Genomic DNA, 20,906 nt, shown 5'->3' with positions numbered 1-20,906 from the left:
GAGGGTCATGCCGATACCGGAGGTGACCACGGCGACGGTGGTGCGATCGTCCGGGTGGTGCAGGACGAGATTCGTCGAGGGGGAGTCGGCGTACCGCCCTTCCAGCGTTGACGCACGACGGGCCGTGAGATGCCGAGGTAGCGGGCGGTGCGGTCGAGCAGCAGGTCAGACTGCGCTGCGTCGATGAACGGGTCGGGGGAGGGGTCGTAGTCGTGGGAGTCGCCGACGAGGATCCCGTCGGGCACGGCGGTGGCCATGACGTTGGCGATGGCCTCGGTGAGGGCGGGTTCGCGGTCGACGAGTTCGCGTCGGAGGTCGTCGACCGAGGGCATGGCGGCGATTCCGTCGTACCTGGTCATGGAGGTGCCGGTGAGCATCGCGAGATCGTCCGGTGTGCCGGACGGCCGGTCGATGAGGGCCATGGTGAGCGTGCAGGTGCGGATGTCGTGGTCGGTGACGAGGTCGGGGTGGGTGTCGTTGAGGTGTTCACCGGGGCAGACGACGATCTGTGGTGCGCGGAACACCCCGCGACTGGTGTGCGCCTCGCCGTCGCCGACGGTGTGCACGGAGGTCCGCCAGCTGAAGCGCACGCCCCGGGTCGCGAGGTGCCGGGCGAGTGCGGGCGCTGCCTCGCGCGGGTTGACACGCATGTCCCGTGGCAGGTGGGCGCCTCCCACACAGTCGAGGTCCGGATTGCCGATCAGGTCGCGGACGGTACCGCGCGCGATGAGCTGGACGTCATCACCACGGTGGGCGTGGAACTCCTCGAGGACCTGCATTTCTGTCGGGGTGACTGCGGGCAGGACGGTGCCGGGACGGGACGCCCGGAAGCCGGCGTCGGCTGCGGCGGCGGCCCAGCCGTCGGCGGAGACGGCCCCGAGGTCCTGGAGGTCGTCGGCCTGAGCGGTGAAGCAGGCGTGTCCGAAGTTCTGGATGGATGCTCCGACGGGTCGGTCGGCGCGGTCGATGACGTGGACGGAGAGGCCGTGACGGTGTGCTCTCCAGGCTGTGGCCAGGCCGAGGATGCCGGCGCCGACGACGATGAGGTCTGCTGTGTCGGTCATGGTCTTCATTGTGGGGTGGCGGGAGAGACCTGTCCACACTTGTACGTACAAGTTCATGAACAGTTCACGTGTTCACTGTTCATTCATGACATGTTCCCCGCAGGTTCTCTCGATTCTGTAGGCATTATGCAGGTGGTGGCTGCTAACCTCGACGACCATGTACTCCGACCGTGCTCCGAACTTGCACGTACAACTCCAGGACTATCTCCGTGACCTGATCACTTCAGGTGAACTGCGCCCTGGCGACCCGATCCCCAGCGAGGCCGAACTCTGCCGTCGGTTCAACTCGTCACGCAGCCCCGTCCGGCAGGCCGTCACGGCACTGCGGCATGAGGGCCTGTTGTCCGGCGGGCAGGGCCGTCGGTCGATCGTGCAGTCCCGCGCCAGTTCGCAGAGCTTCACGACACTGCTCTCCTTCACCGAGTGGTGCCGCTCGATCGGTGCCGTGCCGGGCCAACGAACCCTGGAACTGGCACGGCGCCCCGGCGAGGACGAGGTGACTGCATCATTCGACCTGGAACCCGGTTCCCCCGTCGTCGAGGTCCTGCGGCTGCGCACCATGGACGGGACGCCTGCGATGCTCGAACGTGCCGTCTTCCCGCCGGAGGTCGGACGTCATCTCTTCGACTTCGACACAGACACCGGCTCGATCTACGAGCACCTCACCGGCCGGGGCGTGGAACTGTACCGGGCGGAGAACCGCATCGACGCCCTCGCTGCCCCCGATGCCGATGCCGACCACCTCGGCGTCACACCGGGGGCCCCGCTGCTGCGGGTACAACGTCGTACCAGTGATCCGCGTGGTCGGCTGCTAGAGATCGCCGATGACCGGTACCTGCCCGACAGGGCGGCTTTCACCGTGGTCAACACCCGTTCCGGAGCCGCGGGTCTCTCGCGGTTCCCCGCCACCGACAGGACAGCATCATGACTCTCATCGTCTGCGACATCGCAGGAACCACCGTCAACGAAGACGGGATCGTCTACCGGCAACTCCGTGACTGTGTTGAACGCCGCGGCGTGGAGGTGACGTCCGACCAGGTCAACGCGGTCAAGGGGACCGAGAAGAGGTCGGCGATCGCCTCTCTGCTCAGTGCGGGCGGGCGCGACACCTCCGACGGTGAGGTCGCCGAAGTGTTCGCCGACTTCATGGACGGGCTCCGCCATGCGTACGCTGACCAGCCACCGCGCCCCATCGATGGGGTGGAGGACGTCCTGTCGCGACTGCGGGCGGAGGGGGCCCGGATCGCGCTGACGACCGGCTTCCAGCGGTCCATCGCCGACACCGTCCTGGAGGCGTGCGGGTGGGCCGTGGCGGGCACGGACAGGGAGGGCCGGGAGCGCGGGGCTCGCTTCGTGGTGGATGCGCTGGTCACCTCGGACACGGTGGTCGCAGGTCGTCCGGCCCCGTACCTGATTCACCACGCCATGGAGTTGACCGGCGTGACCTCGGTGGACGACGTCGTCTCCGTGGGGGACACGGTTGCCGACCTGCAGGCGGCGGCGAACGCCGGAGTCCGTGGCATCGGTGTGCTCACGGGGTCCGTGCCGAGGGAGACCCTGGCGGCGCAACCCCATTCACTGATTCTCGACAGCCTCGCCGACGTTCCTGAGCTGGACCAGGTGCCGCGGCTGAGGTGAGGGCGTTTGTCAGATGTTGGCGGCGTCACCGGTGTAGCCGACCAGGGGGCGTGGTTCATCGATGACGGAGAACTCGGTGGCGTCTCCCGTGATGATCCGGGACTTCTCACCGTCTACCGAGGTCGGGACGGCACCGGCGAGCGTGACGCGCCGGATCTTACGGTGATGGTCCCCGAAGTCCTTCACCCCGTAGTGCTGGGTGGCGTGGTTGTCCCACAAGACCACGTCTCCGTCGTGCCAGTTCCACCGGAAAGTGTTGTCTTCCTTGGTGATCCGGTCCTGGTAGGCGGAGAAGAGGTCCTGGAACTCGCGCGGTTTCAGTCCGGTGAAACCTTTCACGAAGTGGCCGAGCAACAGGGACCGCTCGCCGGTTTCCGGATGGACGTGGACCACCGGGTGTTCAGTCTCGAAGACGTTGCGGGTGAACTCCCGACGGTGTTCGGTCTTGTCCTCCTCCTGGTGACCGGTGGCGTAGTCGTACTCGTTGGAGTGGACGGCCCAGAGGTTGTCGGCGAGGATGCGCAGGGGTTCGGGCAGCGCCTTGTAGGCGGCCGTGGTGTTGGCCCAGATGGTTGCACCACCGTAGGGAGGGAGGTCGATGGCGCGGAGAATCGAGATTTTGGGGATCCGGTCCACGAACGTGACGTCCGTGTGCCAGGAGTTCGCTGCCCCTTCGATGGTGAGCCGCTCCAGTCCTGTGGAGTGCACGGTGGGGTGGGCCAGGGTTGGGGTGCCGAGGCGTTCGGCGAAGGCGTACTGCGACTCGTCGGTGAGGTTCTGGTTCCGGAAGACGATGGCCTTGTGGGTGGCCAGGGCAGTACGGATGAACTCGACCTCGTCGTCTGTGATGTCGCCGCCGAGCTCTATGCCGTTGATCCGGGCGCCGATGTTCTGGCCGAGTCGGGTGATGGACGGACGGTCGGCTGTGTCATGTTCGGAGGTGGTGTGCGGTGCGGCGAGGGTGCTGGTCATGGTGGTTCCCTTTCAACGGTCGACTGAAGTAGACTGCTCTGTCTGTTTGTTGACGGTACGAGAGGCGGGCGTCGGTAGGCCAGGGTTTCCGTCGTCCTGAAAGGAACTGTGGGCTGGCGTATGTCCGTCACTGTCCCATTCAGTCGAAGGCCTCCGCCGCGTCGCGCGCGAGCTCTGCGAGTACCTCGGGACTGTAGGGCGCGCGTTCACCGGGCACGTAGCGTACCGAGTGCAGGTCCCCGCTGTAGCGGTACGAACCGTGGACCTCGTAGATCCCCCAGTGCACCGGGCCACCACGGTTCACACCCACGTCAATCCCGCTGAACGGGGCCATGCCGATGAACGCCCACAGGTCACGTAGCTCGCCGCGCCCGCCGGTGTCCGCTGTGTCCGTCGTGCCCGCTGTCTCCAGCAGCCAGGTCGTCCGGAAGCCCGGCAATGCCGTCGCCCGTAGCACGACGGTGCCGCGTCCCACCGGTGCCGCACCTGCGGAGACCTCATGCAACCGCCCGTACTCGTTGACCGCCAGCCGCAGTTCACCGGATGCACCGTCGACGTAGACGACGTACCCGCCGCCCTGGTCGCCGTGGGAGACCAGCACACCAGCGTCCCCGGGCCTGCAGGTGACGTCGATCTCCACGGCGAAGGATCGCAGCTGGACGAGTTTCGAGGACCGGTATCGCTCGAGTTTCGGTGTACCGGGCAGCAGGGTCACCGGTTCCGACAACCGTGACTCGGCGGGACGGCGCAGTCCGCTACGTGGATCGGAGTGGTCGTTCAACGGGAACACTGTGTTCGCCCACGCGGCATCGTCCCACCGTACGGCGAGGTCCCGCAGCACCGCGGGATGGTCGGACGCCACGTCGTGCAGCTCATTCGGATCTTCGGCGACGTTGTAGAGCTCCCATTCACCGTCGTCGAACGGGGTGCCGGGTCGGTGGTCGGCGACGATCTTCCAGCCGTCGGCGTAGAAGCCACGGTTGCCGCCGAACTCGGAGTACTGCTCCGGGTGTGTTGAGGGGTGCGCGGCGTCACGCAGAACGGGTGCGAAACTTGACCCGTCGGGGTCCTTGGCCGGCCGGTTGTTCCGCGCGCCGGGGTGCGGAACGCCAACGAGGTCGAGGATCGTCGGTGTCAGGTCGGTGACGTACTGGTACTGTCCACGCAGGTCGGCTGCGGTCGACGAGCCCAGCTCCGTCGGCCAGGACACGATCAAGGGAACGCGGATACCGCCGGCGTAGGTCTGACCCTTGTAGAACCGGAACGGCGTGTTCGAGGCGTGGCCCCACCCCTCCGGGTAGTGGGCCATCGACTGCGGTCCGCCGATGAGGGACGGGTCGAGGTGCACGTCGGCCTCCCAGTCAGAGGGGAGTCCGGCGACGTGGGCGAATCTGCTGAAGTAGGACCGGGTCCCCTCGGGGCCGCCCTCGGCGGTGCCCCCGTTGTCGGAGGTGAACACCACGATGGTGTTGTCCCGCTCACCCAGGTCGTCCAAGAGCGACAGGATCCGACCCAGTGACTGGTCGACGTTGTCGACCATGGCGGCATAGACCTCCTGGTAACGGGCGTACAGTGCCCGGGTCTCCGCGTCGAGTGAGCCCCATGCCGGGATGTTGCGACCGAGCTTTCCCTCGCGCTCGGGCAGCGGGGTCCCGGGTGGGACGATCCCCAGTTCGATCTGCCGGGTGTGTCGCGCGCGGCGGATCTCGTCCCAGCCCACGTCATAGCGCCCACGGTGTGTGACGATGTCCTCCGGCTTCGCACCGAGGGGACCGTGCATCGCTGTGTGCGCGAAGTACAGGAAGAAGGGTTTCGAGGCATCCGAGGCGCGCAGGGCCTTGATGTAGCCCAGGGCGTTGTCGGTGTAGTCGTCGGTGAGGTAGTAGCCGTCCGGCGTCTGCTCGTGCTGGACGACGGTGTTGTCGCGCACCAGCTGATTGGGGTGGAAGAAGGAGTTCAACCCCTCCAGCGACCCGTAGTAGTGGTCGAAGCCACGCTGTACCGGCCAGGAACTCTTCGGCGCGGCGGCGTTGATCAGCGCATCCCTGGTCAGGTGCCATTTTCCTACACCGAAGGTGGCGTAGCCGGCGTCCTGCAGGATCTCAGGCAGCGTGACGACGTCCTCGCCGAGTTCCAGCCGGACGCCGGGGAAGCCGGGGTCGGAGTTCGCCACGGTGGCGAATCCGGCACGGTGCGGGTTCAGGCCGGTGAGCACGGCGGCGCGTGCAGGAGAACACACCGGGGTGGTGTGGTAGTTCGTGAGGACGCGACCCTCCGCGGCGAGCCGGTCCAGGTTCGGGGTGGGGATCTCGGAACCGAAGGGGCCGATGTCGGAGTACCCCATGTCGTCGAGCAGGACGACGATGACGTTTGGTGCGCCGTCGGTGGCGCGTTTCTCTGTGGGCCAGGACGGCGTGGATTCTGCGCGGGTGCGGCCGATGCGCCCGTCGAAGTTCTCGTAGCCGCGGGCGTGGGGCGGAATCGGGGTCTGCTGTGTCATCAGGCACTCACCTTCTCGGGACGGGCGCCGACAACCGGGACCGCGGCCAGCAGGTCCCGGGTGTAGTTCTCCGCCGGTCGGGCGAACACGCTGGCGGTATCGCCGTACTCCACGAGATGCCCCTGTCGCAGCACCGCGACCGTACCGCTGACCTGCGAAACCACCGCCAGGTCGTGGCTGATGAACACCATGGCGAATCCTAGTCGCTCCTGGGTGTCGCGGAGGAGCCCGATCACGTCGGCCTGGACACTGACGTCCAGTGCGCTGGTCGGCTCATCAGCGATGACCAGGGATGGTTCAAGCGCCAGAGCACGGGCGATCGCCACACGCTGGCGCTGTCCGCCGGACAGTTCAGCCGGACTGCGGTCGGCGATGTCAGGTGGGAGATGCACGGCCGTCAGTAGTTCGGTGACCCGTCGACGTCGCGATGCCCGGGTACCGACGCGGTGGATGTCCAGGGGCTCACGGATACTCCATCCCACACTGTGGCGCGGGTTCAGGGCAGCGGCCGGATCCTGGGGGACGATGGCGACGTCACGTTGCCGGCGACGGCGTTGCCGCGGGGAGAGCCCCTTGAGATCATCCCCGTTGACGAGGGTCCGACCGCGGGTCGGTGACTGGATGCCGGCGAGGATGCGCCCCAGTGTTGATTTCCCGGAGCCGGATTCACCGACGAGGCCCAGGGTGGTGCCCGGGGCGACGGACAGTGACACTCGGTCCACCGCCGGAGCGGTTCCCTGTGACCCGTAGACCACCGAGACGTCCTGGACCGCGGCGGCAGCGGGCGTACCGGAGGTGTCTCCGGTGACACCGGCGGTTGGTGTCGCCGAGGCGAAACGCGGGACGGCGGCGATGAGTTCGCGGGTATAAGACTTCTGCGGGGCCTCGATGATCCGCCTGGCGGTGCCTTCCTCCACGATCTCGCCGTGCCGCAGCACGATGACCCGGTCAGCGTTCTCGGCGACCACGCCCATGTCATGCGTGATCAGCAGGACACTCAGGTTGCGGGTCTCCCGCAGGCGGCCGAGCAGACGCAGGATCCCGGCCTGCACGGTGACGTCCAGTGCGGTGGTCGGCTCGTCGGCCAGCAGGATGTCCGGTTCACCGGCGAGTGCCAGGGCGATTGCCACACGCTGACGTTGACCACCGGAGAGCTGGTGGGGGTATGACTCCAGCCGGTCGGCGGCGGACGGAATCTCGACGGTCTCCAGCAACTCGACAGCCCGACGCCGTACGTCGGTCCGGTTCACACGGGTGCCGGGTGTCGAGTGCGCCCGTATCGCCTCACTGAGCTGCCAACCGATGGTACGGACCGGGTTGAGCGCCGACTGTGGCTCCTGGAACACCAGCCCGATACGGCCGCCGCGGACAGCCTGCAGCCCTGATTCGGGGATGTTGAGTATCTCGGTGTCGTCGAGGGTCACGGAGCCGGATGCCTGGGCCCCGGAAGGCAGCAGGCCCAGTACGGCGCGGGCGGTCATGGACTTGCCCGAGCCGGATTCCCCGACCAGCGCCAGGAGTTCACCGCGGCGGAGATCGAAAGACACCGAGACGACGGCGGGACGCGGGTGGGAGAAGGAGATCGACAGGTCACGGACGGACAGGACGGTGGGAGTAGACATCGGGGCCTTTCGGTGGTCGGAACGGGTCATGAGACCCTGGTGGCGCGGGACAGTGCCTGTGCGATCAGGAGCAGAGCGAGGATCAGGACGACGACGACCACGAGTGGACCGACGGCGAAGAACGGTGCATGGTAGGCGTAGGCGACGCCCTCCTGGATCAGGCTGCCGAGTGAGGGAGTTGGCGGAACGACACCGAGTCCGAGGAAACTCATGGCACCTTCGATGAACACTCCGACGGACATCGCCAGAGCCAGCTGCACGACCAGGGGTTCCACACTGCTCGGCAGAATGTGGTTGCGCAGGATCCATGTCTCGGACGCGCCCACCGCGCGCGCTGATTCAACGTAGGGCCGCTCGCGGACGGAGAGAGCCATGGACCGGGTGAGTCGGCCGAACACCGGTATCTCGGCGAGGGCCACAACCACGGCGACGGTGGTCAGCCCCGGCCCGAGGATCATGGTCAGAGCGATGGCGAGAATGATCGTGGGAAAGGCGAGGATCAGGTCGAAGGTGCGTTGCATGAGCGTGTCCACCCAGCGCCACTGCGCACTGACTAAACCCAGCAGGACACCGGTCGCCGCCCCGAGCGGTACGGCGATGAAGATGATCAGCAGGTTCGCCCGGATTCCGTGGAGGGTACGGGAGAAGATGTCCTGGTTGGCGGTGTCGGTGCCGAACCAGTGGCTCCAGGACGGGCTGAGCAGGTTCGCCCCGGTGATCTGCTCGTCCGGGGAGTACGGCGAGATGACCGGGGCGAGAATCCCCGCGAGGACGACCAGTCCGAAGAGTATGACGCCGACGAGGCCGCGGCCGTGGGTGAGTGCATGCGTGAGTCGGCGTCCGGACGTGGCGGTGCTGCCCCCTCGGGAGGCGGCACGACGGTGCCTGGTGGAACGGGCGGGGTCGCCCGGGGTCAGGTCCGGCCGGTTCAGGCCGGTCGCACCGGGGACGGGGTGATTGACGGTGCTCATCGGGTACCCTCCAGTCGGATGCGGGGGTCGAGGGTGGTGTGGAGCAGGTCGGTGATCAACTGGATGAGCACGAAGAGCACGACGGACAGCAGGAGAAGGACCTGCACCACCGGGTAGTCCCGGACCGTGACGGCCTGGTGGATGAGGTGGCCGAGTCCCGGCCAGGCGAACAGTGCCTCGATGATCACGGCGCCGCCGAGGAGCTGACCGATCTGCAGGCCCAGGACGGTCACTGCCGGAGGCAGGGCATTGGGGAGCACCTGGGTGAGCAGGATTCGGCGACGGGAGATCCCGAGGGCCCGGGCGGTGGTGACGTAGGGCTGGCCGAGTTCGGACCGGATGGACTCGTCGAGGAACCGGGTCAGTGTCGCTGCTGCAGGCAGCGCCAGACAGAGTGCAGGCAGCGCCAGGTACTGGACCGTGATGTCGGGGCGGTCGAGCAGCCCGTCGCGGGGGATGCCGCCCGCTGGCAGCACGAGGAACACCACGCCGAATACGATGATCGCCAGGGCCCCGGTGACGAAGGTGGGCAGTGCGACCCCGAGGGTGGCGAACGCGGTCGCCAGGGCCCGCGCCCATGGACGGTTGACCAGTTCAGCTCCGACGCTGACGATGAGGGCGAGAATGACGGCGACGAGTACTGCTGCCATGGTGAGCAGTAGTGTCCGTCCCGCCGCTTCACTGATGAGCGAGCCGATGTCACCACCGATGACCAGCGAGTCGCCGAGATGGAGCGTCAGCAGCGAGCCGATCCAGGAGAAGTACTGGCTGACAGGGGACTCGTTGAGCCCGAGAGTGGTACGGATCGCGTCGACTGCCTCGGGTGGGGCGTCGGAGCCGGCCAGGGCTTCGGCGGGGTCGCCGGGGATGAGCCGGAGGAGGGCAAAGACGATGACCGATCCGACGGCGACCACCGCGACGGCGGACGGGAGGCGTCTGAGGAGGAACGGGGTGAGGGTGTGCACGGTCGGGGTCCTTAGGCGGTGAAGGTGGCGTCGGTGAACACGGGTTCGGAGCGTTTTGTCCATGTCACGTCGCGTAGGTTGGAGGCGGAGACGAGCGGGGCGTCGGGGCGGATGAGCTCGACAAGAAAAGCTTCGTCGAGCAGGATGTCGTTGAGCCTGTCGTACGCGGCCTGCGCCGCCGGAGAGTCGGGGTCGCCTGCGAGCCAGGCGTCGTCGGCGGCCGTCGAGTACCGCTCGCTGTAGAAGTTCGACGTGTTCTTCTCTGAATTGAAGGGGAAGGCGCTGACCGTCAGCGTGGACGGGGTGTACTGGACGAAGTCGTGGCTCAGCAGCCACATGCCGTCGAATCCGGAGTTCCGTAGCTTCTCCCCGTGGACTCCTGCTTCCAAGGGCTGCAGGTCCACGGTGACACCGATGTCGGCGAGATCGGCTCTGATGATCTGTGCGGTGTTCTGTTCGGTCGGGTCCGCGCCCCGGTAGGACAGGATCGTCGAGGGCAAGGGGCCATCCTCGGCTTCAACGTCCTTGACCAGGGAGCGCGCCTTGTCGAGGTCGTGCTGGTAGGTGTCGTTGCGGTCGGCGTCGTAGGCGGCGGAGTCTTCCGGCCACGGCAGGGACTGGGTGTAGCCGCGTCCCTGGTAGACCTCGTCGAGGATCCGGTCGCGGTCGACGGCGTAGGCGACGGCCTGGCGGACGCGTTTGTCGCGGAATGTCGGTGCCTGCACGTTCATCCCTGTGTAGTAGGTGGCACCGGTGCCGGCCTTCTCGGTGACATGGAACAGATCGTTGTCCTCAAGGGCTTCGGCGTCGCGGGGGTCGACTGCGGGGAGTACGTCCAGTTGCCCGGAACGGAGTTGCGCGAACTGCGTCTGACTGTCGGGCACCACGACGACCTCGATGCCGTCGATGGTCGGGGCGCCGTCACGGTAACCGTCGTAGGCTCCGAGCCGCAGGTGGCTGCCGCGCTGCCACTCGTCGAAACTGAACGGACCGGTGCCGACAAAGGCCGTGCCGTTGTTGAATCCGTCGATGGTGGAGTCCTCGATGACAGGGACGAACTCGAACAGGTCGATGATGTTGTTGACGGCACGGGTGAACGTGAACTCCACGGTCAGCGGATCCGGGGTGGTGATGTCATCGATCTGCTGGGCGGTACGGGCCAGCTGACCTGCGCGGGACGGGTCGGAGTAGTTGTCGAAGCTGGCCTTGACGTCCCGGGAGTCCAGGGTTTCGCCGTTGTGGAAGGTGACGTTGTCCCGGAGATGCACGGTCACGTGGGTTCCGTCGGCACTGGTGTCCCAGGACCGGGCGAGAACCGGCTGTGGATCGAGGCCGTCGTGGTCGTATTTGGTGAGGGTCTCGAAGACATTGCCGGTCACGGTGAGTTCTGCGATCCCACCACCCGAGTACAGGGTCTTGGGGCTCAGGTCGTTGGGTGTTCCCACCCGGGCAGTTCCTCCGTCGACGGGGGCGCCGTCGGCTGCGGCGAGTCTTTCACCGACTGCTGAGGTGCACGCGGTGAGGGTGCTGATGACGCTGAGCGCGGTAAGGATCGTGAGCACGGTCAGTGCCGGCATGGTCACGCCACCGTATGTCGGGCGCCACGGTCGTGGAGTTCCGGGAGTGGTGGGTGAGCGGGTCAGGCTCTGGAGCAGGGCCACACCGGGCCCCCTTTCGTTCAGGTCAGGGTGGATGGATGTCGTGGATCACACTGAGCCAGAAGTAGACCATGCTGTCTATGTGGACTGACAGTCATTCATTCCCCTTGAAATGATTGGTCCGGATTTCTCGCCCGGGTAATTCCGGGGTAACCCGCGGGAAACAGGAGACGTCGAGACTGTGTCCCATGACAACACCAGTGACACCGATCCCCGTCACCGTCACGGTCGAGGAGTTCAACCGGGTGGCGGCCGTCGACACTGCAGCGCTCGTCGACCGGCTGTCGGAACTCTTCGCCAGCGGGACGCTCGCGGCAGCCCTCGTCGACCTCCGCCCGTTCGTCACCGTCGACGCTCTGTGTGCGACAGCATCGGTCCTGCTCCAGGAACAGGACGAGGCGGAGATCCTCGAGTCCGTCAACGCCCACCCGCCCATCGGGGGTGCGGTCGCCGCAGGGAGCCTGTCCGCCGCCGAGCAGACGGCAGCCACGGAACAGGCCACGGAACAAGGAGAGTTACAGGCGATCCGGAACCTGCAGCCCACCTACCGGGACAAGTTCGGGTGGAACTTCCTGATCCGGGCGGCCGGACGGGACAGCCGCCAGATCCTCGACAACCTTGTCGAGCGACTCTCCCACGAGCCGGAGGACGAGTGGCCGGTCGTGGTCGACAACCTGGACGCCATCAACCAGGTGCGGTTGCGGGGTTTCGTGTCCGACGCTGAGCGCGGTGAGGACGAGGCATGAGTCTGTCCACCCACGTCCTGAACACCGCCACCGGAGCCCCGGCCGCCGGCCTCACGGTAGGTCTCTACACCGGGCAGGCCACCCTGGTCGAATCCGGGTCCACCAACGCCGACGGCCGTCACCGTTTCATCGCGGAACTGGAGCCCGGGACGTACCGTCTGAGCTTCGACACCGGCACGTATCTCGCCGAGGCCGGCATATCGTCGCTCTACCCCTACGTCGACGTCACCTTCCACGTTACGGCTGAGCGCGGCGGCCCAGACGGGCACCTCCACGTCCCGTTGCTGCTGTCACCGTTCGGTTACTCGACCTACCAGGGAAGCTGAGGCCGCAGGGTGGAGAGCGCAGAGAGTGCAGAGAATGTGCAGAGCGCACAGAACATCCCCGGTACGATCGGTGCCGTCGCCGCCGACGGCACCCACCCCGTCGACCAGCGTCCGCCGCTGGTCAGGATGTTCATCCTGGGCCTCCAGCATGTGCTGGCGATGTATGCCGGTGCTATCGCCGTCCCCCTCATCGTCGGCGGTGCACTCGTCGCTGCCGGTGAATTCGATGCCGGGGACATGCACCACCTCATCGTCGCCGACCTGTTCGTCGCCGGTGTCGCCTCGGTGATCCAGTCCCTCGGGTTCTGGCGGTTCGGTGCACGGTTGCCGTTGATCCAGGGTGTGTCGTTTGTGTCGGTCGCCCCGATGATCGCGATCGGGTCGGAACACGGCATCACGGCGATCTACGGGTCGGTCATCGCCACCGGCGTGGTCATGATGCTCGTCGCACCGTTCTTCGCCAAGATCGTGAAGTACTTCCCTCCACTGGTCATCGGAACGATCATCACCGTGGTGGGACTGTCGCTGCTGTCGGTCGCAGCCGGGTGGCTCTTCAACCAGAACGGGCCTGCGGAGGAGCAGGGAACGGGGCAGAACTTCCTGCTGGCGCTGGGTACACTCATCACCGTGATCTGCATCCACCGTTTCGCTCCGGCGGCGTGGACGTCGATGGCGGTGCTGGGCGGCATCCTCGTCGGTACCGTCGCCGGGGTGTTCGTGGGGGCCAGCGACTTCTCGGCTGTGGTGGACGCGGACTGGGTCGGTGTGCCCACGCCGTTCCAGTTCGGCACACCCACGTTCGACATCGCCTCCATCCTCACCATGGTGTTGGTCGGTCTGGTGATCATGACGGAGACCAGCGGAGACATCGTCGCCGTCGGTGACATCACCGGTCGTCGTGCGACGGCACGCACCCTCGCGGACGGTCTGCGCGCCGACGGTCTGGCCACCTTCGTCGGTGGTGTCTTCAACACCTTCCCTTACTCCGCCTTCGCACAGAACGTGGGCCTGGTGTCGCTGTCGCGGATCGCCAGCCGGTTCGTGGTGACGGCGTCCGGGTTGATCCTCATTGTCCTCGGACTGCTGCCGAAGGTCGGTGAGATCGCCACCGGCATTCCGTCCCCCGTCCTCGGTGGCGCGGGCGTCGCCCTGTTCGGCATGGTTGCCGCAGCGGGTATCAGGACGCTGTCCACCGTGATCTGGACGGAGACCCGTGCACTGATCGTCGGTGTGTCGATCGCCACGGCGATGCTGCCCACCGTGTTCGACGGACTGTACGCGAATGTCCCGTCCGGCCTGGAGATGATCCTGGACAGCGGGATCACCGTGGGTGCCGTGACCGTGATCCTGCTGAACCTGCTGCTCAACCGGCAGGGCGGTGGTCATCTGGCGGAGCCGTCCTTTCCGGACGGGGACGGCGCCGTCGATGTGCCGGACGTGACGGCCGGCCAGGTGGTCCGATGACAGGCGGCACACGTGCGACTGTCGTCCTCGGTCACGTCGTCACCCCGACCACGTCCGCCACCGACGGTTTCCTCGACATCCCGGCCGGTGCGGTCGCGCACGCCGACGGCGCGATCCTGGACGTCGGCGATGTGCGGGACGTCCTGGCCCGGCACCCCGGTGCGCTGGTCGAGGATCACGGTGACCGGTTCATCGTGCCGGGTTTTGTCGATGCCCACGTGCACTACCCGCAGATCGGCATGATCGCGTCCCCGGGGCTGGAACTGCTCGACTGGTTGGATCGGTTCACCTTCCCCACCGAGTCTCAGTTCGCCGACGACACCCACGCCGACCGGGTGGCGGACTTCTTCACCGACCAGCTCGTGGACAACGGTGTGACCACCGCGTGTGTGTACGCCACGGTGCACCCCGGGAGTGCGGATGCGCTGTTCCGGCAGGCTCAGAGGAAGAACCTGCGGATCATCACCGGCAAGGTGTGCATGGACCGTAACGCACCCGACCACCTGCTCGACACCCCGTCCTCCGCGGTGGAGGACAGCCTCGCGTTGCTGGAGAGGTGGCACGGTGTCGGGCGTCTGGAATACGCGATCACCCCGCGCTTCGCACCGACGTCGTCGGACGCCCAGCTCACCGCCCTCGGTGAGCTTGCCGCGTCCTACCCGGACGTCGTGGTGCAGACGCACCTGTCGGAGAACACCGCCGAGATCGCACGGGTGCGGAGTTTGTTTCCTGGTACACGTGACTACACCGACGTCTATGACCGGGCAGGGCTGGTCCGTCGGCGGTCGGTCTTCGGCCACGGTGTCCACCTGTCGGACCGTGAGCTGAGGCGTCTGGGGCAGGCGGAGGCGTCCGTGGCGCACTGTCCCACGTCCAACTTCTTCCTGGGCTCGGGCATGTTCGGGGTTGCCCGGGCTCAGGCCGTCGCGGGCCTGCGTGTGGGTCTGGGGTCGGACGTGGGAGCGGGGACCAGCCTGTCCCCGCTGGTCACCCTGGGCTCCGCATACCAGGCCTCGCGCATGCTCGGTGCTCCGTTGGACGTCGGCCAACTGCTGCGTCTGGCGACCTGGGCGGGGCCGAGGCACTGGGGGTCGAGGAATCGGTCGGTTCGTTGGAGACGGGCAAGGACGCGGACCTGGTGGTCCTCGACCCTTCCGGCCCGCAGAACACGCCGGTGCTGCGTAACCGGGTGGACGGGGCAGAGACCCTCGAGGAGATCCTGTTCGCCACGATGGTGCTCGGCGATGAACGCGCCGTGGCGCGGACCGTCGTCGCCGGAGTCTGACGGCACCGGCAGCTAGACGAAACAACATGGTGTTCGTAGGTTCTCCAAAGGACCGCACCGCAGTCCCGGAGTACGATTCTTTTTCTACGTTGGCCGAGAGGAACAGAGGACATGGGCAGATCCGGCATATTCAGAACCAAGTCGATTGAGCAGTCGATTGCGGACACCACGAACCCCGAGCACGCGCTGAAGAAGAACCTCGGTGCCCTCGACCTCGTGGTCTTCGGGGTCGGCGTGTGCATCGGCGCAGGGATCTTCGTGCTCACGGGGCAGGCCGCGGCCGCACACGCCGGGCCGGCGGTCGCCCTGTCCTTCATCATCGCCGGGATCGGTTGTGGCCTCGCGGCGCTGTGTTACGCAGAGTTGGGATCCACCGTCCCCGTCGCAGGAAGTGCGTACACGTTCACCTACGCCTCGGTCGGCGAGTTCATCGCGTGGATCATCGGGTGGGACCTGGTTCTTGAGTTCACATTGGCATCCTCGGCGCTGGCCACGTCGTTCAGTGACTACCTCGGCGTGGTACTCGAGGGCACACCCTTCGAGATCCCCGAGGCCGTGCAGTCCGCAGAGGACGGGTACATCAACCTGCCCGCCGGTCTGCTGATCCTCGGGCTGACGGTGGTGCTGATCACCGGCATCAAGTTGTCGAGTCGGATCAACCAGGTCATCACGGGTCTGAAGATCATCGGCGTACTGCTGGTCATCGTCGTCGGCATGTTCTTCATCAATGCCTCGAACTGGAGTCCGTTTGTTCCGGCGTCCGAGGGCACCAGCGGTGAGAACCTCGGTGCGATGCACGCCCCGCTGGTGCAGACCATCTTCGGTCTGGAACCCTCCACCTTCGGCTGGGGCGGTGTGGTGGCTGCGGCCGCCCTGGTGTTCTTCGCGTTCATCGGGTTCGACGTGGTCGCCACCACGGCCGAGGAGACGAAGAATCCACAACGCGACCTTCCCATCGGCATCATCGGCTCGTTGGCGATCGTCACCGTGTTGTATGTGACGGTCTCCCTGGTGATCACCGGGATGCAGTCCTACAAGGACATCGACCCGACGGACGGGGCTCCCTTGGCGAATGCATTCAAGGCGGTGGATCTGCCGTTCATGGCCGATCTGATCGCTGTCATCGCGTGCGTGGGACTGATCGTCGTGGCGATGGTCATGTTCCTCGGCCAGACCAGGGTCGCCTTCGCCATGGCGCGTGACGGTCTGCTGCCGGAGTCGTGGGCGCGCACCCACCCGAGGTTCGGCACCCCCTACAAGATCACGGCGATGACCGGTGTGGTCATCGCCGTGATCTCTTCTTTCGTGCCACTGTCGACTCTGGCTGAGCTGGTCAACATCGGGACACTGTTCGCCTTCATCCTGGTCTCGGTAGCGGTGGTCGTCCTGCGGCGTACCCGGCCGGACATCCCGCGCGCCTTCAAGGTGCCGTTCGTCCCCGTGGTACCGGTGCTGGCGGCACTGGTGTGCCTGTACCTGATGATGAACCTGCCCCTGGACACCTGGATCAGGTTCGTGGTGTGGATGGCGATCGGCGTCGTCGTGTACTTCGCCTACTCGCGCCACCACAGCCGCCTGGGACGGGGCTACGTCGGGGAGGACAACGTCGCCACCGTGGCGGCACCGGACACTGCGCCGGGTTCGTCGACGACGGGTCCGGCGTAGCGCCAGTACCCGGCGACATCGACCTGCTCCTTGGCCAGTGCCTTCTCCCGTCGCAGCCAACCACGGACCGGGGTGAGGGTCAGGGGGCTCGTCGGTGACCCAGACTCTTTGCCACGGGATACTCCTGTGTGAAGGCCGGCGTTCTCGAGGTGCCGGAGATGTCACCTCGTGGAATGTGTGGCCTAACAGACACCACGACGGGGGTGCAGGAAGAATGGTCCCGGACGGATAATAGTGTCATGAGCGAAAACAACGGCGCCGTCCGCCTGACCGACGAAGAAGCCCTTGACCGTCTCTCCACCACCTCCCTCGGCCGTGTGGTCGTCAGCAGAAGTGACGACATCGACCTGTTCCCGTTGAACTACGTGGTGAACGCGGGGAAGATCTACTTCCGCACCGCCGAGGGAACGAAACTGTTCACTCTCACCCAGGTCAACTCCCGTGTCCTGTTCGAGGCCGACCACGTGGACGCCGACGGTGACGGTAACCCGGCCCAGGCATGGTCCGTGATCGTGAAGGGGGAGGCACGTGTGTTGACCAGTGCCGACGACATCCACGCCGCCGACGAACTACCTCTGACACCGTGGCTTCCGACGCTGAAGTACAACTACGTGGAGATCACACCGTCCGAGATCTCCGGCCGGGACTTCTCCCTCGGAGAGGAACCGGAGCGTTACTGAGTCCTCTACCGGGGACGTTAGCGAACAACGGTGAGGACGACGGGGTAACCTGACTGCACATGGCAGAACGTGCAGACAGCCGCATCACCCCGATCTTCCGCGCCCAGTACCAGGCGGCGTCGGGCAGTAAGGTGCCCGCGCCGGTCCGGGTCAGTACGGTCGACGGCGAGTTGTGGGTCCGCGCCGTGCCGATGCCGGGCGCAGGCGTGATGAACAGCGTCCTGTCCACGATCCACCTCGGTGACCAGGGGGTCACGGTCGTTGATCCGGGGTGGGCCGGCGGCAAGGCGAAGGACGCGGTGGGCAACGTCCTGCGCCCGCTGGACGCGTTCCTGCGCGAGCGGGGGAGACGTCTGGAGGAGATCACCGACGTGGTGGTGACCCACGCGCACCCGGACCACATCGGAGCGACGGCGGAGATGCTGCAGGCCACCGGGGCGCGCTACCACCTGGGGGCGGTGGAACAGCGCACCGTGGACGCCGCGCGAACGGGACGTTCTCAGGACGACTATGCCGTGGAACGGCACACCATCGGCGCGCCGGACGGTGTGCTCGACAAGTTCCCTTTCCCGCTGGCGGCGAAGGGGTTGCCGCCGTTCATTCCGCGCCAGCGTCCGGACGTGACGATCGGGGACGGGGACTTCCTGCCGGATCACGGCATCACCGCGGAACTGGGCTGGCGTGCAGTACTGACGCCCGGCCATACCCCGGGGCACCTGTGTTTCGCCGACGACCGGCGGAAGCTGCTGATCGCGGCGGACCATGTGCTGCCGGAGATCTTCCCCGGCATCGGCCTGGGGGTGGCGTCCCTGGGTGGTAACCCGGTGAAGGACTACCTCGCGGCACTGGACCAGCTGGCGGAGTACGACGATTACACGGTGATCCCCGGTCACGGGTACTGCTTCACCGGGTTGGCGGCCAGGCGACAGGAGACCCGCGAGCACGTGATGGAACGTGCCGATGAGGTGGCGCAGGTGCTGGAGTGGAACCCGGAGATCAGTGTGTGGCGCCTCGCGGGACGCCTGACGTGGAGCGGCGGGTGGGAGTCGTTGGCGAACTCTCCGATGGTGTGGTCGGCTGTCCGGCAGACGATGATGTACCGGGACCTGGTGCTGGAGAAGGCGTGAAGGACGAGATCCTCGCTGCCGTCGATCGCGAGTACGCCGCCGATCCGCTCAGTGCGGTGACGTGGGAGAACCCGCATCCGGACCTCGAGGTCCGCGACGAGGAGTATTCGCGGGTCACGGATCCGGAGCGTTTCCGGATAGTCGGAGCGCGGGTGGACGCGTGGGAGCGGGCACTGGTCGGTCTGCGCCTGGCGCACTCAGAACCGATCGTCACGCCCTCGAGTTGGAGACAGTCACCGTCGCAGGAGGCTGTGCTGTTGACGCCCGAGGCGGAGGGCGCGAGGGCTCTGGTGATGGCAAAGGGGGCGTTCGACGACACACCCGCGACCGTGCTCATCGCGGGAACTGGGGGAGGTGAGCATGGGAGCGGTCTACGTGAGATCGGCGACGAACCGGACTGCGCCTGTGACGGCTGCGATGGCGGGAGTGACCGACTTCTCGAGGCTGTCGATGAGCTGGTGTGGAGTGTCGTCGGAGGATTCGTCCGGGTGTGGGGTGACGGATGGTTTGCGGAGGAATGGGAGGACCGCATGCACATCGGTCGGAAGGGGAGGGCCCGGATCCCCTATCCGCAGGCGGAGATTTTCGACAGGGCCCGCGCCGGGAAGATCACCCGGGAGACCGTCATCATCGGGGAGGCCTGGTAGGCGAGATCTGACTGGACGAACTGCGGCTACAGCGCCTTTTCTACGGCGTCGATGATCTCCGGCGCATCCGGGACGGTGGCAGGCCGGAAGCGGGAGAGCACCTCGCCGTCCTTGCTGACGAGGAACTTCTCGAAGTTCCACTCGACATCGCCTGCCTTGCCGTCAGCATCGGGGGTTTTCGTCAGTTCAGCGAAGAGCGGGTGGGCGTCCTCGCCGTTGACGTTGAGCTTCTCCGTCAGGGGGAACGTCACGCCGTAGGTGGCGGAGCAGAACTCCGCGATCTCCTCGGGGCTGCCGGGCTCCTGACCCATGAACTGGTTGCAGGGTGCGCCGAGGACCGTCAGCCCCTGGTCACGGTAGTCCTCGGCAAGCTTCTCGAGCGCGGTGTACTGCGGTGTCAGCCCGCACTTGGATGCCACATTCACGATCAACAGGGGGCCGTTGAAGTCCGTGAGATTGAGCTCGCCGCCGTCCAGGGCACGGACGGGGATCGTCTTGATGTTGGTGGTGTCGGTGCTGTCTGTGGAAGTCATGTGCGCGATGGTACGCGTCTGTTCGCGGGCGGAACTGGCTCAGGAGTGCTCGTAATGCGCGACGATGGCCTCGGCAAGGTCTGCGATCAGAGCCCTGGCTTCCGGCGGAGCAATGACGTCGATGGCGTCCCCGAACTGCAACAGTTGGCGGACGCCGCCGAGCTGGGCGTAGTTGATTATTATCCGTACGGTTTCCGTTGCGGCGCCGTCGGTCACCGCGGACAGGCGTGAACCAAGGATTCGTTGCGCGAGGTCCAGGTACCTGCGGTCCAGTTCGGCAATGACAGCTACCGACCCTGCGGGTTGTTCGAGCGATATCGCCAGCGCGGCAGAGACAGATTCCAGTGTTTCTCCCGGTCGTAGGCGCCGCGGCGCATCCAGGACCGACCAGGAGGCTAAGCGTCCTGTGGCGTACTGGCGTGGCGCACCGTCACGGTCTGCGACGAGGTACCAGCGTCCTCCCCTCCCGAGCAGACCGTAGGGGTCCACGACACGTTCATCTACCGAGTCCTCCCCGCTGCGACGGTACCGGATGGCCAGTCGTTTGCCTTGCCGGACGTCGTCGGCCAGTGCAGCCACATCGCCATTCGAGGTGGCGACGGAGAACCAGGGGCGATTGTCTACGGTGACGACCTGTGACAGGGGCAGAACACCGGTATGTCGCCCCGGCCCCGGCGCACCGAGTTTTCCCACTGCCGCCGTTGTCAGAGCCTCCATGCCGAGTTCGGTGGCACGGTCTACATCGAGTCCCGTGACCCGCAGCAGATCTTTCTCCCGAGTGGAGAGGCCGGAGACGGTGAACCGCCCTCCGGGAAGCAGGGATACTCCGCCATACCTTCCGGGTTCGGTCACGAGGGCGACGCCTGCGTCGGACAGCACGGCGAGGTCACGGTGAACCGTCCGGGGTGACACCCCCAGTTCGCGCGCAAGGTCGGGTACCGTCGACCGTCCTCGCGCTTTGAGGACGCTCAGTAGGTCGAACAGCCGTTGGGGACGGGACATCTCGGCGCCTTTCACGAATTTTTCCGGCACGAAAACTGAAC

At 66.3% G+C, this 20,906-nt stretch carries 18 protein-coding genes and 1 pseudogene; 10 read left to right on the top strand and 9 right to left on the bottom strand.

The window, feature by feature from the left end:
- Window positions 1-5 precede the first annotated feature (5 nt).
- Entirely contained in the window at window positions 6-1,064 is a 1,059-nt protein-coding gene (locus BJF89_RS12070; RefSeq protein ID WP_369803714.1) for a TIGR03364 family FAD-dependent oxidoreductase, read from the bottom strand.
- Between the two features lie 157 nt (window positions 1,065-1,221).
- Here BJF89_RS12070 and BJF89_RS12065 point away from each other — a divergent pair, with 157 nt between their 5' ends.
- Window positions 1,222-1,992 (top strand): GntR family transcriptional regulator, encoded by a 771-nt coding sequence (locus BJF89_RS12065; RefSeq protein WP_075815206.1) that lies wholly within the window; start codon window positions 1,222-1,224, stop codon window positions 1,990-1,992.
- Window positions 1,989-2,702, top strand: a complete 714-nt coding sequence (locus BJF89_RS12060; protein WP_083650713.1) for a phosphonatase-like hydrolase — start codon at window positions 1,989-1,991, stop codon at window positions 2,700-2,702. Before BJF89_RS12065 ends, BJF89_RS12060 begins: the two co-directional genes overlap by 4 nt.
- A 9-nt stretch (window positions 2,703-2,711) precedes the next feature.
- Here BJF89_RS12060 and BJF89_RS12055 read toward each other — a convergent pair whose 3' ends face one another.
- The 6 genes from BJF89_RS12055 to BJF89_RS12030 all read right to left on the bottom strand — a co-directional run bounded on the left by BJF89_RS12055 (window position 2,712) and on the right by BJF89_RS12030 (window position 11,309).
- On the bottom strand, window positions 2,712-3,674 hold the full coding sequence (locus BJF89_RS12055) for a TauD/TfdA family dioxygenase (RefSeq protein ID WP_075815202.1): 963 nt from the start codon (window positions 3,672-3,674) through the stop codon (window positions 2,712-2,714).
- 139 nt (window positions 3,675-3,813) lie between these two features.
- Window positions 3,814-6,174: an arylsulfatase gene (locus BJF89_RS12050; RefSeq protein WP_075815200.1), complete on the bottom strand. Its 2,361-nt coding sequence runs from the start codon at window positions 6,172-6,174 to the stop codon at window positions 3,814-3,816.
- Window positions 6,174-7,796, bottom strand: coding sequence for an ABC transporter ATP-binding protein (locus BJF89_RS12045; protein ID WP_075815357.1), 1,623 nt, complete (start codon window positions 7,794-7,796; stop codon window positions 6,174-6,176). The genes BJF89_RS12050 and BJF89_RS12045 overlap by 1 nt, the downstream gene beginning before the upstream one ends.
- Window positions 7,797-7,822: 26 nt before the next feature.
- Window positions 7,823-8,767 carry an ABC transporter permease gene (locus BJF89_RS12040; RefSeq protein ID WP_083650709.1) on the bottom strand — a complete coding sequence of 315 codons (945 nt, stop codon included), beginning with the start codon at window positions 8,765-8,767 and terminating at the stop codon, window positions 7,823-7,825.
- Window positions 8,764-9,732: an ABC transporter permease gene (locus BJF89_RS12035; RefSeq protein ID WP_075815198.1), complete on the bottom strand. Its 969-nt coding sequence runs from the start codon at window positions 9,730-9,732 to the stop codon at window positions 8,764-8,766. The genes BJF89_RS12040 and BJF89_RS12035 overlap by 4 nt, the downstream gene beginning before the upstream one ends.
- A gap of 11 nt (window positions 9,733-9,743) precedes the next feature.
- The gene (locus tag BJF89_RS12030) at window positions 9,744-11,309 is read right to left on the bottom strand and encodes an ABC transporter substrate-binding protein (RefSeq protein WP_075815196.1); all 1,566 of its coding nucleotides are present in this window, start codon (window positions 11,307-11,309) and stop codon (window positions 9,744-9,746) included.
- A 269-nt stretch (window positions 11,310-11,578) separates the two neighbouring features.
- On the opposite strand from BJF89_RS12030, the gene BJF89_RS12025 reads away from it, so the two are divergent.
- The 8 genes and pseudogenes from BJF89_RS12025 (at window position 11,579) to BJF89_RS11990 (ending at window position 19,330) form a co-directional block, all read left to right on the top strand.
- Window positions 11,579-12,136: a 2-oxo-4-hydroxy-4-carboxy-5-ureidoimidazoline decarboxylase gene (locus tag BJF89_RS12025; protein ID WP_075815194.1), complete on the top strand. Its 558-nt coding sequence runs from the start codon at window positions 11,579-11,581 to the stop codon at window positions 12,134-12,136.
- Complete coding sequence (gene uraH, locus BJF89_RS12020; protein ID WP_075815192.1) at window positions 12,133-12,462, top strand: hydroxyisourate hydrolase; 330 nt, start codon at window positions 12,133-12,135, stop codon at window positions 12,460-12,462. Before BJF89_RS12025 ends, uraH begins: the two co-directional genes overlap by 4 nt.
- 9 nt (window positions 12,463-12,471) lie before the next feature.
- The gene (locus tag BJF89_RS12015) at window positions 12,472-13,926 is read left to right on the top strand and encodes a nucleobase:cation symporter-2 family protein (RefSeq protein ID WP_255372626.1); all 1,455 of its coding nucleotides are present in this window, start codon (window positions 12,472-12,474) and stop codon (window positions 13,924-13,926) included.
- Window positions 13,923-15,211, top strand: a pseudogene (guaD, locus tag BJF89_RS12010) (guanine deaminase). The gene BJF89_RS12015 and the pseudogene guaD overlap by 4 nt, the downstream one beginning before the upstream one ends.
- A 111-nt stretch (window positions 15,212-15,322) precedes the next feature.
- The gene (locus BJF89_RS12005; RefSeq protein WP_075815190.1) at window positions 15,323-16,876 is read left to right on the top strand and encodes an amino acid permease; all 1,554 of its coding nucleotides are present in this window, start codon (window positions 15,323-15,325) and stop codon (window positions 16,874-16,876) included.
- Between the two features lie 239 nt (window positions 16,877-17,115).
- On the top strand, window positions 17,116-17,556 hold the full coding sequence (locus BJF89_RS12000) for a pyridoxamine 5'-phosphate oxidase family protein (protein ID WP_075815188.1): 441 nt from the start codon (window positions 17,116-17,118) through the stop codon (window positions 17,554-17,556).
- A 59-nt stretch (window positions 17,557-17,615) separates the two neighbouring features.
- Window positions 17,616-18,683, top strand: coding sequence for an MBL fold metallo-hydrolase (locus tag BJF89_RS11995; RefSeq protein ID WP_075815186.1), 1,068 nt, complete (start codon window positions 17,616-17,618; stop codon window positions 18,681-18,683).
- Window positions 18,680-19,330 carry a DUF6226 family protein gene (locus tag BJF89_RS11990; RefSeq protein ID WP_075815184.1) on the top strand — a complete coding sequence of 217 codons (651 nt, stop codon included), beginning with the start codon at window positions 18,680-18,682 and terminating at the stop codon, window positions 19,328-19,330. The genes BJF89_RS11995 and BJF89_RS11990 overlap by 4 nt, the downstream gene beginning before the upstream one ends.
- Window positions 19,331-19,356: 26 nt before the next feature.
- Here BJF89_RS11990 and BJF89_RS11985 read toward each other — a convergent pair whose 3' ends face one another.
- Window positions 19,357-19,863 (bottom strand): glutathione peroxidase, encoded by a 507-nt coding sequence (locus BJF89_RS11985; RefSeq protein ID WP_075815182.1) that lies wholly within the window; start codon window positions 19,861-19,863, stop codon window positions 19,357-19,359.
- A gap of 39 nt (window positions 19,864-19,902) precedes the next feature.
- The gene (locus BJF89_RS11980) at window positions 19,903-20,880 is read right to left on the bottom strand and encodes a YafY family protein (RefSeq protein ID WP_255372625.1); all 978 of its coding nucleotides are present in this window, start codon (window positions 20,878-20,880) and stop codon (window positions 19,903-19,905) included.
- Window positions 20,881-20,906: the final 26 nt, after the last annotated feature.

Origin of the sequence: Corynebacterium sp. CNJ-954, assembly GCF_001942345.1 — a bacterium.
Classification (GTDB): domain Bacteria; phylum Actinomycetota; class Actinomycetes; order Mycobacteriales; family Mycobacteriaceae; genus Corynebacterium.
Note: the sequence above shows the minus strand (reverse complement) of the source record. Positions and strands in the feature narration are given on the sequence as shown.

Excerpts from the sequence above, each read along its gene's own strand:
- BJF89_RS12065 (WP_075815206.1), top strand. The coding sequence starts at position 1,222 with ATGTACTCCGACCGTGCTCCGAACTTGCACGTACAACTCCAGGACTAT.
- BJF89_RS12030 (WP_075815196.1), bottom strand. The coding sequence starts at position 11,309 with ATGCCGGCACTGACCGTGCTCACGATCCTTACCGCGCTCAGCGTCATC.
- BJF89_RS12050 (WP_075815200.1), bottom strand. The coding sequence starts at position 6,174 with ATGACACAGCAGACCCCGATTCCGCCCCACGCCCGCGGCTACGAGAAC.
- BJF89_RS12055 (WP_075815202.1), bottom strand. The coding sequence starts at position 3,674 with ATGACCAGCACCCTCGCCGCACCGCACACCACCTCCGAACATGACACA.
- uraH (WP_075815192.1), top strand. The coding sequence starts at position 12,133 with ATGAGTCTGTCCACCCACGTCCTGAACACCGCCACCGGAGCCCCGGCC.
- BJF89_RS11985 (WP_075815182.1), bottom strand. The coding sequence starts at position 19,863 with ATGACTTCCACAGACAGCACCGACACCACCAACATCAAGACGATCCCC.
- BJF89_RS12040 (WP_083650709.1), bottom strand. The coding sequence starts at position 8,767 with ATGAGCACCGTCAATCACCCCGTCCCCGGTGCGACCGGCCTGAACCGG.
- BJF89_RS12070 (WP_369803714.1), bottom strand. The coding sequence starts at position 1,064 with ATGACCGACACAGCAGACCTCATCGTCGTCGGCGCCGGCATCCTCGGC.
- BJF89_RS11995 (WP_075815186.1), top strand. The coding sequence starts at position 17,616 with ATGGCAGAACGTGCAGACAGCCGCATCACCCCGATCTTCCGCGCCCAG.
- BJF89_RS12000 (WP_075815188.1), top strand. The coding sequence starts at position 17,116 with ATGAGCGAAAACAACGGCGCCGTCCGCCTGACCGACGAAGAAGCCCTT.
- BJF89_RS12060 (WP_083650713.1), top strand. The coding sequence starts at position 1,989 with ATGACTCTCATCGTCTGCGACATCGCAGGAACCACCGTCAACGAAGAC.
- BJF89_RS12045 (WP_075815357.1), bottom strand. The coding sequence starts at position 7,796 with ATGTCTACTCCCACCGTCCTGTCCGTCCGTGACCTGTCGATCTCCTTC.
- BJF89_RS12005 (WP_075815190.1), top strand. The coding sequence starts at position 15,323 with ATGGGCAGATCCGGCATATTCAGAACCAAGTCGATTGAGCAGTCGATT.
- BJF89_RS12025 (WP_075815194.1), top strand. The coding sequence starts at position 11,579 with ATGACAACACCAGTGACACCGATCCCCGTCACCGTCACGGTCGAGGAG.